This window comes from Streptomyces canus 299MFChir4.1 (assembly GCF_000383615.1).
GTDB lineage: Bacteria > Actinomycetota > Actinomycetes > Streptomycetales > Streptomycetaceae > Streptomyces > Streptomyces canus_C.
Genome location: NZ_KB911583.1, coordinates 754,788 through 768,250 on the forward strand (window position 1 = coordinate 754,788; position 13,463 = coordinate 768,250).

At 72.7% G+C, this 13,463-nt stretch carries 15 protein-coding genes and 1 pseudogene; 6 read left to right on the forward strand and 10 right to left on the reverse strand.

Annotated features, from left to right (window positions below):
• A partial coding sequence (locus tag H293_RS49210; RefSeq protein WP_020117272.1) for a hypothetical protein occupies nucleotides 1-347 on the reverse strand: 347 nt, incomplete at its 3' end.
• A 174-nt stretch (nucleotides 348-521) separates the two neighbouring features.
• Between H293_RS49210 and H293_RS0107545 the strand changes: the two genes are divergently transcribed.
• Nucleotides 522-764 carry a DUF5133 domain-containing protein gene (locus tag H293_RS0107545; RefSeq protein ID WP_020117273.1) on the forward strand — a complete coding sequence of 81 codons (243 nt, stop codon included), beginning with the start codon at nucleotides 522-524 and terminating at the stop codon, nucleotides 762-764.
• 24 nt (nucleotides 765-788) lie between these two features.
• Here the strand turns inward: H293_RS0107545 and H293_RS0107550 are convergent, their stop codons facing one another.
• Nucleotides 789-1,763, reverse strand: coding sequence for a GlxA family transcriptional regulator (locus H293_RS0107550; protein WP_033415306.1), 975 nt, complete (start codon nucleotides 1,761-1,763; stop codon nucleotides 789-791).
• Between the two features lie 179 nt (nucleotides 1,764-1,942).
• On the opposite strand from H293_RS0107550, the gene H293_RS0107555 reads away from it, so the two are divergent.
• Both H293_RS0107555 and H293_RS0107560 read left to right on the forward strand, forming a co-directional pair.
• The gene (locus H293_RS0107555) at nucleotides 1,943-2,398 is read left to right on the forward strand and encodes a hypothetical protein (protein WP_020117275.1); all 456 of its coding nucleotides are present in this window, start codon (nucleotides 1,943-1,945) and stop codon (nucleotides 2,396-2,398) included.
• A 116-nt stretch (nucleotides 2,399-2,514) separates the two neighbouring features.
• Nucleotides 2,515-2,730, forward strand: a complete 216-nt coding sequence (locus H293_RS0107560) for a hypothetical protein (protein WP_020117276.1) — start codon at nucleotides 2,515-2,517, stop codon at nucleotides 2,728-2,730.
• 7 nt (nucleotides 2,731-2,737) lie between these two features.
• Here H293_RS0107560 and tgmB read toward each other — a convergent pair whose 3' ends face one another.
• The 6 genes and pseudogenes from tgmB to H293_RS0107600 all read right to left on the reverse strand — a co-directional run bounded on the left by tgmB (nucleotide 2,738) and on the right by H293_RS0107600 (nucleotide 9,379).
• Nucleotides 2,738-3,712, reverse strand: a complete 975-nt coding sequence (tgmB, locus tag H293_RS0107565) for an ATP-grasp ribosomal peptide maturase (RefSeq protein WP_020117277.1) — start codon at nucleotides 3,710-3,712, stop codon at nucleotides 2,738-2,740.
• Between the two features lie 16 nt (nucleotides 3,713-3,728).
• The gene (gene tgmA / locus H293_RS0107570; protein WP_020117278.1) at nucleotides 3,729-3,920 is read right to left on the reverse strand and encodes a putative ATP-grasp-modified RiPP; all 192 of its coding nucleotides are present in this window, start codon (nucleotides 3,918-3,920) and stop codon (nucleotides 3,729-3,731) included.
• A 132-nt stretch (nucleotides 3,921-4,052) separates the two neighbouring features.
• Nucleotides 4,053-4,370 (reverse strand): YkvA family protein, encoded by a 318-nt coding sequence (locus H293_RS0107575; RefSeq protein ID WP_020117279.1) that lies wholly within the window; start codon nucleotides 4,368-4,370, stop codon nucleotides 4,053-4,055.
• 1,313 nt (nucleotides 4,371-5,683) lie between these two features.
• A pseudogene (locus tag H293_RS54590) lies at nucleotides 5,684-7,795 on the reverse strand (xanthine dehydrogenase family protein molybdopterin-binding subunit); the annotation flags it as partial.
• 10 nt (nucleotides 7,796-7,805) lie between these two features.
• A complete protein-coding gene (locus H293_RS0107595) occupies nucleotides 7,806-8,798 on the reverse strand; it encodes an FAD binding domain-containing protein (protein ID WP_020117282.1) in 993 nt (330 codons plus the stop codon).
• Nucleotides 8,795-9,379 carry a (2Fe-2S)-binding protein gene (locus H293_RS0107600; RefSeq protein ID WP_028807643.1) on the reverse strand — a complete coding sequence of 195 codons (585 nt, stop codon included), beginning with the start codon at nucleotides 9,377-9,379 and terminating at the stop codon, nucleotides 8,795-8,797. Before H293_RS0107600 ends, H293_RS0107595 begins: the two co-directional genes overlap by 4 nt.
• A 111-nt stretch (nucleotides 9,380-9,490) precedes the next feature.
• On the opposite strand from H293_RS0107600, the gene H293_RS0107605 reads away from it, so the two are divergent.
• Nucleotides 9,491-10,150 carry a maleylpyruvate isomerase N-terminal domain-containing protein gene (locus H293_RS0107605; protein ID WP_020117284.1) on the forward strand — a complete coding sequence of 220 codons (660 nt, stop codon included), beginning with the start codon at nucleotides 9,491-9,493 and terminating at the stop codon, nucleotides 10,148-10,150.
• On the opposite strand, the gene H293_RS0107610 is transcribed toward H293_RS0107605, so the two are convergent.
• Nucleotides 10,143-11,255, reverse strand: a complete 1,113-nt coding sequence (locus tag H293_RS0107610; protein WP_020117285.1) for a hypothetical protein — start codon at nucleotides 11,253-11,255, stop codon at nucleotides 10,143-10,145. The two genes, H293_RS0107605 and H293_RS0107610, sit on opposite strands and share 8 nt — an antisense overlap.
• 347 nt (nucleotides 11,256-11,602) lie before the next feature.
• Between H293_RS0107610 and H293_RS0107615 the strand changes: the two genes are divergently transcribed.
• Together H293_RS0107615 and H293_RS0107620 are read left to right on the forward strand one after the other, a co-directional pair.
• Nucleotides 11,603-11,983 carry a PadR family transcriptional regulator gene (locus tag H293_RS0107615; RefSeq protein ID WP_020117286.1) on the forward strand — a complete coding sequence of 127 codons (381 nt, stop codon included), beginning with the start codon at nucleotides 11,603-11,605 and terminating at the stop codon, nucleotides 11,981-11,983.
• The gene (locus tag H293_RS0107620; RefSeq protein WP_020117287.1) at nucleotides 11,980-12,984 is read left to right on the forward strand and encodes a hypothetical protein; all 1,005 of its coding nucleotides are present in this window, start codon (nucleotides 11,980-11,982) and stop codon (nucleotides 12,982-12,984) included. The genes H293_RS0107615 and H293_RS0107620 overlap by 4 nt, the downstream gene beginning before the upstream one ends.
• Here H293_RS0107620 and H293_RS0107625 read toward each other — a convergent pair.
• Nucleotides 12,968-13,462 (reverse strand): lamin tail domain-containing protein, encoded by a 495-nt coding sequence (locus H293_RS0107625; protein ID WP_020117288.1) that lies wholly within the window; start codon nucleotides 13,460-13,462, stop codon nucleotides 12,968-12,970. The genes H293_RS0107620 and H293_RS0107625 overlap by 17 nt on opposite strands.
• Between the last annotated feature and the right edge of the window lies 1 nt (nucleotide 13,463).

Below are 13,463 nucleotides of genomic sequence, written 5' to 3' on the forward strand. Positions count from 1 at the left end.
CTGCTTCGGGGCACGCGGCGGGGGCATGTCGTGTCGTGGTCGGTGCCGCAGCTCGTCCACCAGCGTTCGCAGCACGCGGTGTCGAGTTCGGCGCGGACGATGTCGTCGGCGACTCCCGCGCCCGGTCCTTCGGGGACGGCGGCCCGCCTGCGCGTTTCGGCCAGAGCGCGCCGCTGGTCGCAGAGCACGCTCTCGCGCACGACGGCGATGACCGGGACCAGGCTCGCGGCGGCGAACAGACACACGGCCCACGGCGGGCCGGAGCGCAGCGCGAGGACCGCTGTCCAGGCGAGTCCGGTGCTCGTCGCGAGATAGAGGGCGCTGAGGAGACCTGCGGAGCGGTTCATGGGCGTATACCGTTCACTGTGCGAGGGATGCCCCTTGTTCAACGGTTTGCGGCCCTTGGGGAAGCGGGTCCGCCCGCACGGTATTGCGCCAATCGCGTGCCGGGGAGCGGCGGATGGGATTGGGCCGGTGCGGAGGGGGCATACGCAGCGAAAAATTCGAGAGAGGGGCGCTTCGTGCTCATTCCGGACCCGAAGGCCGTCAGAACCCTGCTGACCCGCTATGCGTCACTGAGGATCGCCCAGGCGGAGAGGGACAGGCCGTCGACGGCTCGTGAGCTGGAGGACGTCAGTTACACACTGTGCGTGATGATGGGCACCGACGATGTCCGAGAAGCGGTCGCCAGGGCCGACGCCCTGCTGCCGGCCGCCGGATGCGCGGACCCGGACGGGGAGAGCAGCCTGCCGCTGGCCGGTTGACGCCACGCCGGACCCGGCGGGCGGTCAGGAGCGTGCCGCCGCCGGGACCGTGTCCTTCGCGTGGAAGGCCGCGCGGTACGCCTGCGGGGTAGTGCCGACGACCCGGCGGAAGCGTTCCCTGAAGGCCGTGGGGGAGCCGAACCCCGCCTGCCGCGCGATCCGCTCGACCGGGTGACCGGTGTTCTCCAGCAGGTACTGGGCCCGCCGTACCCGGGCCCGCAGCAGCCACTGCAGCGGGGTGCTGCCGGTCTGCTCGCGGAAACGGCGGCTGAAGGTGCGCTCGCTCATCCCCGAACGGGCCGCCATCGCCCCGAGGGTGATCTCGTGGGCCAGGTTGTCCTCGACCCACTCCAGGACCGGCTCCAGCGTCGAACCCCGGGGCACGGGCGGGTGGTCGTACACGATGAACTGGGCCTGTCCGCCCTCCCGTTCGAGTGGCATCACCGACATCCGGGCGGCATGCGCGGCGACCGCCGAGCCCAGGTCCCGGCGGATCATGTGCAGGCACATGTCGAGGGCCGCGGCCGCACCCGCGGAGGTCAGGATCTGCCCGTTGTCGACGTACAGCACGTCCGGCTGGACCTCGACGGCGGGGAAGCGGCGTGCCAGGTCGTCCGCGGCCACCCAGTGCGTGGTGGCGCGCAGTCCGTCCAGGAGCCCGGCCTCCGCCAGCACGAACGCGCCCGCGCACACGGACGCGATCCGGGTGCCGGCCGCCGCGGCCTCCCGCAGAGCCGCAAGGACGCGCGGGGAAGGCGGTCCGGCCATCGGGGAGCGCCCCGGCACGACGACCGTGTCCGCCTCCCTGAGGGCTTCGAGGCCGTGCTCGACCCGCAGGGTGAAACCGCCGTCCGCGCGGACCTCCGGCGACTCGGCGCACAGCCGGACCCGGTAGGCGGGGCGGCCGTCGGGCAGCCGCGTCCAGTCGAACACCTGCATGGGCGCCGCCATGTCGAACGGCACCACGTCGTCGAGAACCAGGATCGTCACGGAGTGCATGACCGCCACGATAGGTGGATTCCCGCCACGGCCACGACCCCGGGATCAGGAGGAACTCCCTGTCGGACGCGTTGGCGGGAATCCATTGGAAGCTGTCGTTTCAGCCCCTGTGTGATCACCCGGCGGGTACCTAGCGTGGACGGGCACCGCCGACCGCACCGAGAAGGACACGCCACCCCATGACCAAGTTCCTGCTGGCCCTGCACGTCCTCGTCGCCATCGTCGCCGTGGGACCGGTGACCGTCGCGGCCAGCATGTTCCCGCCCGCGGCCCGCCGGGCCCACGCGGAGGAGGCGGGCGTCGGCACGGTACGGCTGCTGCACCGCATCTGCCGCGTGTACGCGGGTATCGGCATCGCGGTCCCCGCCCTCGGTATCGCCACCGGAGCCGCGATGGGCGTCCTGGGCGACGCCTGGTTGACCACGTCCATGGCTCTGACGGCCGCGGCCGCGGGAGTTCTCGCCGCCTTCGTCCTTCCACGGCAGGGCGAACTCCTCGAGGAGCTGACCGGACACGGGAGCGTCGAACACCGCGCCACCGCCCAACTGGCCATGTTCACGGGCATTTTCAACCTTCTGTGGGCGACCGTGACCGTCCTGATGATCGTCCGTCCGGGGTCCACCACCGGCGCATGACTCCCCGCGGGCCGTCAAGCCCGACTCGGAATTCGCACGTCGGTACGTGGAGGCGCCTAGACTCGTCAGCCGTGCCCATGCGCGTGGGCCCGCGAAAACGAAAGGCGCGTTGACGGGTGTTCCAGGATTCCCCCATCTACGACCGACTCGTCGCCGAGCGCGGCGACGTCCCCGCTCTAGCCCGCAGGGAGGCCGAGCGCGTACGCAGGGAACTGGAGTACGTCATGCGGCCGCTGCAGTCCTTCATGCCCCCGCCCGTCCCCGAGCGCCCGGCCTCGCCCGGGCAGGGATGGGTGCCCGCCCTGCCGCCCGCAGCCCCGCGGCCCTACTGATCCGGTCTCAGGACACCGCGGTGTCGGCGCCGTTGGCACGGGAGCGCGGGTCCGGACCGGGCCGGGCCAGCCATTCCGCGATGCTGCGCGCGATCGGCTGGCCCGTCTCCACCTCCACGAAGCCGAACTGCCCCGACTGGTTGCATTCCAGGAACCACCAGGTCCCGTCGCCGTCCTCGGCGAAGTCGAAGGCCCCGTAAGCCAGTTCGGCCGCCCGAAGATAGTCCCGGACGGCCGCGGCCACCCGTGGCGGGACGTCGGCGGGCTGCCACGGAGAGGTGGAGGGGGCGAAACGGACGTCCACCTCGTCCTCGGCGCCTGCTGCCTTCCGGGCGGCCAGCATCGTCTCGCCCACGACGGTCAGGCGTATGTCGGCCCGTTTGGCCACCCGCCGTTGCAGCAGGGTCGGCCCGAACGCGACGGCCGCGAAATCGGCGTCCGGGGCGACCCGGCTGGTCGGCACCGCCCGCGGCGGGTCCTGCGGGTGCGCCCCGGAGACCGGCTTGACCACCAGGTCGGGATAGCGCTCGGCGAACTCCCGGGCGGCCTGCGGGAACGTTGTCACGATCGTGGCCGGGACGGGCAGGCCGCAGCGCTGGGCGAGCCGCAGCTGCCAGGGCTTGTGACGGGCCCGGCGGGCCGCGTCCGGGTGGTTCATCCAGCGGGCGTCACTGCCCCGGAGCATGCCGTACAGCGCCTGGGCGGACTCCTCGGTCAGCCACTCCGAGGGCGCGGCCGCCCGCGCCGCGGGGATGCCGGGGCGGCGGACCCAGATCGAGCGCAGCCCGGAGATGCCCACCAGCCGGCCGCCGGCCGACAGGTGGCCGCGGAAGCCGCCGTGCACGTACTCCCCGGACAGCGCGACCCCGTCGGTCAGGTCGGCCGGGTCGAGCCGGACCACCGGTACCCCCGTGGCGTTGAGGTGCACCACGACCATGTCGGCCGTCACGTCCTCTTCGCAGGTAAGAATCAACACGGTCATCGACAGTCGGCCGTGTTCAGTCGTCGAAGTGTGTCTTGGAGCCCGCCGTGCTCGTGGTGGTCCCCAGTTCCCTCATCAGCGCGTGGTCGCGGGCCGCGACCCGGCCGTCCCTGAGCACGTTCAACTGCATGCCGGAGTCGTAGGCGTACGGAGTGGTCGCCTCCAACGTCGCTGCCGGACGTGCGTAGTTGAGCGCGAACGGTTGCATCGTCTCTCCCTCGCCGGTACTGCCTCTCCCGGACGGACGCCACCCCACGACGCCGTCAGGTCAGCCGACTTCCTTCGGCCTCCAGAGACTTATACGAATCGAACGAGTGATTGGTTTCCTTACCCTGCGTAATCAGGGTCGGCGGAAGGCCTCCGGGTCCCGCTCGTCGAGCCGCAGGGCGGCCCGGTCGGAAGGGGAACCGCGCAGAGTGCGCAGGGCGAGCAGCAGGACACCGATGTCATCGAGGTACACCGGATCCGGCACCAGATCGGTGGGCAGGACGAAGTACAACAGGGCACCCCAGAAGACCCAGCGGGGCCCGGTGGGAAGTCCCGCCCGCCGCAGACCGCGGCGGGTTCTCACGAGCCGTACGAGCAGCCCCACGGCCACCGCCAGCGCCAGCGCCGCGAGCACCACGACGACGACGATCAGTGCTGTGGTCGAATCCACGGGCCGACCTCCTCCTCCGGGCGCCGAACGGCCCGCTCTGTGACGGATTCCCGCATCCGGTCGCCCTATGGCTCACCGGGGCCGCCCTCACACCCGTGGCCCATCCGAGTGGCACGCCGTCGGGTACCCGCTTACGAATGGGTCATCGCAATGTCGCGGTCGCACGACGGGGGCGCGTAGGAGTGACCGCACTCTTTGTCTGGAGCAGAGCATGACCACCGGCCCGACAGCAGCTCACCCGAACGAACCCGCCATACCGATGGACCGGTCGTACGGCGATCCCGTCGGCGACCTGGTGCGTGCCGCCGTGGCCGACCGTCCCCTGGAGGACGTCGTCCACCTGATCACCCTGCTGGAACAGTCTCCCGAGTACGCGCAGGCCACCGTCGCGGCCCTCCGTGCCGTCGGCGTGGACCGGTCTGTGGAGGACGTCACCCGGCTCGTCTCCCTGCTGACCCGGCCGCCGCGGGACGCGGACAGCGCCGACGAGGCGATCCGGGCCGCCGCCGAGTCCCGTCCCGTCGAGGACGTGACCCGTCTGGTCGCCCTGCTGAACCGGTCCGAACTGCGGCCCCACTGCGGGCAGGAGGCGGTGCGCGCGGCAGCGACCGGCAGGCCCGTCGAGGAACTCGTCGAGCTCATCGGACGCCTGGCCACGGAGGAACCCCCGCAGCCGCTGTTCGAGGAGCACGAGTTGTACGAGGAGGAGGGGCGGCCCGAACCGGAGAGGCCGGGGGCGGACGGCTATCCGGCCCCGCCACCGCATCCGCCCGCGTCGTGGCCGATCCGAAGGGCACCGGCCTGGCCGAGCAGGATCGCCGCCCTGGCCCTGCTGGTCTGCGGTGTCGTGTGCTTCCCCGCGCACCGGGACGGGGCATCCATGCAGGTGTACGGGTTCGCGCTCGGGGTGTCGGTCCTGTGCGTCCTGCTCGCCCTGCTGCTGATCCGCCCCGTCGTTCCGGTCCTGGCCCTCGCGGTCGCCGTACCGGCGGCGGTGGCCGCGGGTCAGTTGCTCGACGGGCGGTTCCGCTCGGCCGGGCTCTCCCGGGTCCTGGAGCTGCCGTTGGCGCCGGCCTGGCTCGTGGGGACGGTGGCCGTGTGCGCGTCGCTGGCCGCACTGACCGCCCTCGTGGTGCAGCTCGCCACGCCTCCGTCGCCGGAACGCGTCCTGGCGGAACGGCGGACGGCGGAGGCCATCCGAAAGGCGGCCGACGCCCCGCTGGCCCCCTAGCCCAGGAGCCGCCCCTCCGGCCCAGGAGCCGCCCCTCCGGCCCAGGAGCCGCCCCTCCGGCCCAGGAGCCGCCCCTCCGGCGGAGGCCGCTCAGTACGCGGTCCGGTGTGAGGGGCAGCTCGCGCAGGCGCACGCCGGTCGCGTGGAAGACGGCGTTGCCGATCGCGGAGGCCGTCCCCACGATGCCGATCTCGCCGATGCCCTTGCTGCCCATGGGGTTGAGGCGGGTGTCGTCCTCGTCGATCCAGTGCGCCTCGATGTCGGGGACGTCGGCGTGCGTGGGCACGTGGTACGCGGCCAGGTCGGATTCGGCGAAGTCCCCGAACGCGGCGTCCATGGTGCTGCCCTCGGTGAGCGCCATGCCGAGCCCCATGGTCATGCCGCCGACGAACTGGGAGCGCGCCGTACGGGAGTTGAGGATGTGTCCGGCGGCATACACGCCCAGCAGACGGCGGACCCGGGTCTCACCGGTGACCGTGTCGACGGCGACCTCCGCGAAGTGGGCGCCGAAGGCGTGCCGGGCGAAGGGGCTGTCGGCGTCGGCCTGGCCGGCCGTGTCGGCGCGCACCTCGATCCCCTCCGCGGGCAGCGGCCCTTCGGCCAGGCGCTCCGCGAGCCGGACGCAGGCCTTGTGCACCGCCCAGCCCCAGGAGGCGGTGCCTGACGAGCCGCCGGCCAGTGAGGCTGCGGGCAGGTCGCTGCTGCCCACCTCGGTCCGCACCCGGTCCACGGGCACACCGAGCGCGTCCGCGGCGATCTGCGCGAGTACGGTCCGGGCACCCGTGCCGATGTCGGCGGCGTTGATCCCTACCAGGAAGGTCCCGTCGGGCAGGGCCCGCGCCGCCGCCGTGGACGGATGGACCAGCACGGGATACGTGGCGGCCGCCACCCCCGAGCCCACCAGCAGCGGGCCCTCGGCGCGGGAGCGCGGTCGCGGGTCCCGCCCGGCCCAGCCGAAGCGCCGGGCGCCCTCGCGCAGACACTCGACCAGGTGCCTGCTGCTGAAGGGTTTGCCGCTGTCGGGTTCGGTGTCCGGCTCGTTGACAACCCTCAACTCCACAGGATCCATGCCCAGTTCGGTGGCCAGCTCGTCCATGGCCGACTCCAGCGCGTACATACCGGGCGCCTCGCCTGGGGCCCGCATCCAGGACGGGGTGGGCACGTCGAGGGGCACCACGCGGTGCGCCGTACGGGAGTCGGGGGCGGCGTACATCACGCGTGCGGGCACCGCGGCCTGCTCCACGAACTCCTTGACGCGCGAGGTGTGGGTGGTGACCTCGTGGATCAGGGAGGCGAGCCGTCCGTCGGGGTGGGCCCCGAGGCGCAGCCGGTGCAGGGTGGGGGCGCGGTGTCCGACGACGGCGGGCATGAAGCGGCGGGGGAACGCCAGGGTGACCGGCCGTCCGGTGTGCCGGGCCGCCATCGCGGCGAGCACCACGTCGGGACGGGGCGTGCCCTTGGACCCGAACCCGCCGCCCACGTGCTCGGCGCGGACGGTGACATGATCCTCCGGGATGCCGAACAGGCCGGCCAGGACGGTGCGTACGGTCGTGGCGCCCTGGGTGGAGGTGTGCACAGTGAGCCGGCCGTCGCGCCACTCGGCCGTCGTCGCGTGCGGTTCCATCGGGTGGTTGTGCAGCGGGGGCACCCGGTAGTCGGTGTCGATCCGGACCGGGGCGGACGCGAACGCGCCCTCGGGGTCGCCGTGTTCACGGGTTCCCGGGTATCCGTCGTTGGCCTCCTCGGGCGCGTACACGTCGGGGTGTGTGACGGTCAGAGTGACGTCGTGGTCCTCGACGGAGTAGTCGACGCGGACGGCGGCGGCACCCGCGCGGGCGGCCTCCAGGGTCTCGCCCACCACCAGGGCGACGAACCAACCGCGGTGCGGGACACGGGAGTCGCGCAGCACGGCGAGCGTGGCGTCGTCCGGCTCGGACAGTTCCGGCGCGTTCTCGTGGGTGAGCACGGCCAGGACCCCGGGCACCTCCAGGGCGGCCGAGGTATCGATGCCGGTGACCCGGCCCCGGGCGATCGAGGCGGGCACCGGCCAGGCGTGCGTACGGCCGGGACAGGGCTGTTCGGCTGCGTAGCGGGCGGTGCCGGTGACCTTCTCCCGCCCTTCGCGGCGCTCGACGGAAGCGCCCAGCGCGGGCGAGGAGGCAGGGGCGGCCGTGCCCCGGGTGATGGCGTCCATGGCGTCCTCCTCAGGTCCTGGCGGCCGCGGTGAGCCGGGTCAGGACGTCCAGGGCGAGCGAGCGCGCCAGGGGCACTTTGAAGGCGTTGTCCCGCAACGGCTCGGCGGCGGAGAGTTCCAGGTCGATCGCGTGTTCGAACGCGGCCGCCGTGGGCGCGGCGCCCACCAGCGCCTGCTCGGCCCGGCGGGCCCGCCACGGGCGGTGCGCCAGCGCCCCGAAGGCGATCCCGGCATGGTCGACCACCCCGTCCGTCACCCGCACCACGGCGGCGACCGAGGCGAGGGCGAAGGAGTACGACGCCCGGTCCCTGGCCTTGCGATAGGCGGACGGCAGCCCGGCCGGGGCCGCCGGTAGCAGCACCCCGGTGACGAGTTCGCCGGGGCGGAGCTCGGTGTCCCGCTCCGGATGTGCCCCCGGCAGCCGGTGGAAGTCGGCCACGGGCAGGCTCCGGGCGCCCTCCGTGCCGTACACCTCGACTTGGGCGTCCAGCGCGGCGAGCGCCACCGCCATGTCGGAGGGGTGCGTGGCGATGCACTGAGGGGAGTGTCCGAGTACCGCGTGGTCCCGGTGCACGCCCTCGCGTGCGCCGCAACCGCTGCCCGGCGCCCGCTTGTTGCACGGTTTGGAGACGTCCTGGAAGTAGGGGCAGCGGGTGCGCTGGAGCAGGTTGCCGGCCGTGGTGGCCGCGTTGCGCAGCTGGCCCGAGGCGCCCGCCAGCAGGGCCTGGGAGAGGGCGGGGTAGCGGGCGCGGACGGCCGGATGGGCCGCCAGGTCGCTGTTGCGGACCGTCGCGCCGACGCGCAGTGCGCCGTCCGGCAGCTCCTCGACCTCGTCCAAAGGCAGCCGGCTGACGTCGACGAGCACGTCAGGCCGTTCGACGCCGAGCTTCATCAGGTCGACCAGGTTGGTGCCGCCGCCGAGGTAGCGGGCGCCGGGCCGGGCGGCGAAGAGCTCCGCCGCCTCTTCGGGGCTGCCGGCCCGTACGTAGTCGAAGGTCTTCACCGGATCACGTCCTCGACAGCGTCGACGATGCGTGGATAGGCGCCGCAGCGGCACAGGTTGCCGTTGAGCCGTTCGCGGATCTCGTCCCGGTCCAGCGGTACGGGACCGCCGGATGCGGAACGGTCCGGTGCGGGGCGGCCGGTTTCGGGACCGCCGTCGGGCGTGTCGCCGGTGACGCGCGAGGGGTGGCCCGCCGCCGCCTCGTCGAGCATGCCGAGAACCGAGCAGAGCTGGCCCGGGGTGCAGTAGCCGCACTGGAAGGCGTCACGGTCCAGGAAGGCCTGCTGGAGGGGATGCAGCTCATCCCCGTCGCCGCCTAGGCCCTCGACAGTACGCACCTCGCTGCCGTCCAGGGCGACCGCGAGCAGCAGACAGCTGTTGACCCGGCGCCCGTCCACCAGGACCGTGCAGGCCCCGCACTGGCCGTGGTCGCAGCCCTTCCTGGCACCCCACAGGTCCAGGTCCTCGCGCAGTACGTCGAGCAGGACGCGCCGGTGGTCGACCAGTAGGGTGTGGGGTTTGCCGTTGACCGTGAGCGTCGTCCCGGAGCAGGTGGCACTGTCGCTGTTCTCGCCGCTCATGATGAAGGTGACCTTCCGGACGAATCGAAGTGCTGTCCCCACCGCGTATCCACGGTCGGCCCTCCGACACCTCCTGTCACGCCGGGAAATCGTCCCGCCTAGGCTGGCACCATGAACGCCGACGTGCTGCGCGCCGCCTACGAGTCCTTCGCGGCCGTCGTACGCCCTCTCGGCGACGAGGCGTCCTGGCGGCCCACCGGCTGCACCGGCTGGGCCGTGCGCGATCTGGTCTTCCACTGTGCCGGGGACGCCCAGCGGGCCCTGGTCGCCCTGCACACGCCCGCGGCCGGACCGCCCGACCGGGACGCGGTGACCTACTGGCGGGACTGGGCGCCGGACCCCGTCGGCGCGGCGAACGGAAGGCGCTGGAACCGGGTGAGCGCCAGCATGTTCCCCGACTTCCGCCAGCTGCGCGAGCTGTATCTGGAGACCACCGCGGCCACCGTGCACGCTGTCGCGGACACCCCTCCGGAGCTGCCGGTCTCCACGCAGGGACATGTGCTGACGGCCGGAGACCTGATGCTCACCCTCGCGGTCGAGGCCACCGTCCACCACCTCGACCTCGTCGTCGACCTGCCGGAGGCCCCCGGCCCGTCCGCCGCGGGCCTGGCCGCGGTGCGCGCCACCCTGGACGGGCTCCTCGGCGAGCCCGTCCCGCTGGACTGGAGCGACGAGCACTACGCCCGCGCGGCCACCGGACGCACACCGCTCACGGAGCCCGAACGGCTCGCCCTCGGGGCGGACGCGGACCGTTTCCCGCTCTTCAGCTGATCTGCCGGTCCTGGTCCTCGTCGCGGGCCGGGGGCCGCAGGGTGCCCTTCCAGCGCCCGAACGTCTTCGACAGCTGCTGCAACGGCGAGGTGGCCTCCGGGTCCGTCCGGGGCTCCGGTGCCGGGGCGTTCTCGCGGTAGATCGCCAGCGCCTCGTTCGCCCGCTCGGCGGCCTCCCGGTACAGGTCCCGGGACTTCGTCATGGCTTCCAGCGCCTCGGCGTACATCGCCACCAGCGCGCGCTCGCGTTCGAGCTCCTCCGCCGGCGTCAGCAGCTGCCACTGCTCCCGCAGCGCGGTCACCGCCGCCTCGCCGCCCTCCGGCAGCGGCTTGGGCATCGCCGCGTAGCGTGTCACGGTCGCGATCAGCTCGGTGGGATCCGAACCGTCGAGGAACACGCTGCGTACGGCGAAGTCCTGGCCGTCGTAGCCGGGCGGCACCGGCGTCCCGGGCAGCACCACGGCACCGCCGCGCGGCACCTCCACGCCGAACTCCTTCACGGCCCAGTTCAGGACCCGCAGCTGGTGCGGGAGCGCCCGGTGCTCGACGATCCGGTGGCGCAGACCCGGCGGCATCATGTCCGCCAGCGGGCGCCGGCCGCGCTGATCGGTGGTCATGGCCTCGTGGACGACGACATGCACCGCCCAGCTGCCGCGCACGGCCTGCCGCAGCACCCGCCGTACGTCCTTGTCCTCCTCGGGCAGCACGCTCAGGTCCCTGAGCCGCAGCCCCGTGGCGGCGTCACGGTCCCAGAAGACGTCCCCGCTGTCGGGCCAGAACATGGTCGCGGGCGACGGCCACCGCAGATCCCACGGCTGCTCCGCCTCGGCCGCCAGTACCCACTCCTGTCCGCCGCTCGACACGGGGGCGAGGGAGAGCCGGGCCCGGACGGTCACCTCGTCTGCGACCCGCCAGCGGGCCTCGAAGATCCGCTCCGGGGTGTCCCCGGTCTCGGACGGTTCCTGGAAGTCGTCGAGGGCCGCGCTCTCCTTCAGTAGCTCCAGGTTCCGGCGCAGGACATCGGCCGCGTCGGATCCGAGATGGCGGCCGCGGGCCAGCCAGACGGTGGAGGGTGCCGTGGGGTCTGCCGTGGGAGTGCTTGACATGGGTCCATCTGTGAGAAGGAGTGGTGCGTGCCAGGGCCAAGTATCGTCGTCGGCGGCCCGTGCGGACCAGGCGGGTCCGGCAGGCGGACATGTGCGGCATGGGCGTCCGCCGACACGGGACGCTCAGCTTGATCTGCCCCGCGCACACGGGGCGCACACGCTTCGCACCGAGCGGCCGCGGTTCACTCGTGCCCGGTTCGCGACCCGGCACGCCAAAATGACCTCTCGAACAGGGCCCGCCCGCCATCCGCATTGGGGCGGGCCCTGTTCGTCTCCCACCGCCTCCGCGATTCGGCTGGCTGAATATATCGGGAGCCGATATATTCGTGTTCATGGCACCGAGGAACATGACACAGGCGGCGTTCTTCGTTCTGACCGCCCTCGCCGATCAGCCGCGGCACGGCTACGGCATCCTGCGCGAGGTCGAGGAACTCTCCGAGGGGGCCGTGCAGATGCGCGTCGGCACCCTCTACGGCGTACTGGACCGGCTCACCGCCGACGCACTGATCGTGCTGGACCGCGAGGAGGTGCAGCAGGGCAGACTCCGGCGCTACTACCGCCTCACCGACGAGGGGACCGCGGCCCTGACCGCCGAGGCGGAGCGGCTGGCCGCCGGAGCGAGCGCCGCGAAGAAGCGGATCGCGGAGGGACGCCGTAGCCCCGCAAGTGCTCCTGGAACGACCGACAAGCCCGCCACGCGGCCCGGACTCGCCGGAGGTCTGGCATGACGACGCTGCTCGAATCCCGTTACCGCGCCGTTCTGCGCCTGCTGCCCGCCTATTACCGGCGCGAGCGGGAGGAGGAGATGGTCGAGACCTACCTCTGGGACGTCGACCAGGAGACCCAGGAGCAGAGCCGGCCCACCCTCGGCGAGGTGGCGAGCATCGTCGCGCTGGCCGTGCGCAGCAGGCTCGGCGCGGGCGGCACTCCCCGCCGCTACGCCGTACTCGGCTCGGCCGTCCGCCTCTTCGCCCTCTTCGCCGTCCTGCTCCAGGCGGCGTCCGCCGTGGTCGACCGGGTCCTCGGACTGACCTGGGCGTCGACCCGTGGCGGAAGCCAGTGGGCCCTGTTCACGGACGGTTTCACCGGCCACGGAGTGTGGGCCGGTGCCGGCGCGGTCGCCCAGTGGTTCCTCCCGCTGCTGTGGACGGTCGCCTACTTCGCCCTGCTGCGCGATCACCGCCGCCTCGCCCAGGTGTCGGCGCTCGTCGCGGCCCTGCCGACGCTCTTTCCGCTGGTGGATCTCTGGGCCCGCGACTTCGCCCCCTCGGACTCGGCCTACGTCGTCGCGGCCGCCGTGCTGGCCTGGGCTTCCGCGCTGGCGCTCTGCGCGGCCCACCACCGAGACGCGCCCCCGGCGGCTCTGCCCGCGGGCGCGCCCGGCCTGGTCTTCGCCGCCTGCTGTGTGCTGATGGGCGGCTCGATCGTGGCACTGCCCGGCGGGGTCGACACCGTCTGGGCCCTCGTGACGTGCTACCTGGTGACGGCCCTCGCCTGGCTGCTGTACCGCGCCCGCGGCGAGAACCGCGTCCCCGCCGCCGAGGCCGCCGCCCTCGCGGCGCTGGGTCTGCTCCTCCTGGTGGTCCGGATCACCGCGGTCTACCCGTGGCTCGACCTCCTGCCCGGGGCGCTGCGCGTGGGCGTCCTGACCCAGGCGGCGGCCCTGGTCGCATTGACCGCCGCGCTGGCCGTCGTGAGCGGACGTGACCTGCTCAGCCGTGGTACGTGATGTACCCGTTGCCGTCCCGGTCGTTGGCGCTCGCGGTGTACGCGTGGGTGTCGGCGTGCGCGCCCGAGGGCTTGTAGAGGTAGATCGTGTCCTTGTCGTTGTTCCAGATGAAGTTGCAGTTGTTGCGGTACACGACGTTGTGCGCGTCGGAGTCGGTGCCGCGGCCGCCGCGCAGCTTCACATAGTCGCCGGGCTGGAGCGTGTGGTTCTTCGTGAACGTGAACTTGTTGCCGGTGGCGTCCTTGACGACGTACCCCTTGAGGTTCACCGTCGCGGTCCGCGAGTAGTTCTTGATCGTCAGGTACTCCTCGTCGGTGTTGCCGGTGGCGCAGCTGTTGGAGTCCCGGCCCGGGGCGTCGTACTGGACGCCCTTGATCTTCAGCGCCGACGAGTACTCGGCGGCGTGGGCCGGGATCGTGGCCAGCACGGTCAGCGCGCCCGCGGCGGCCGCGACGGCGGCTATGTGTCCTCTGCGCATG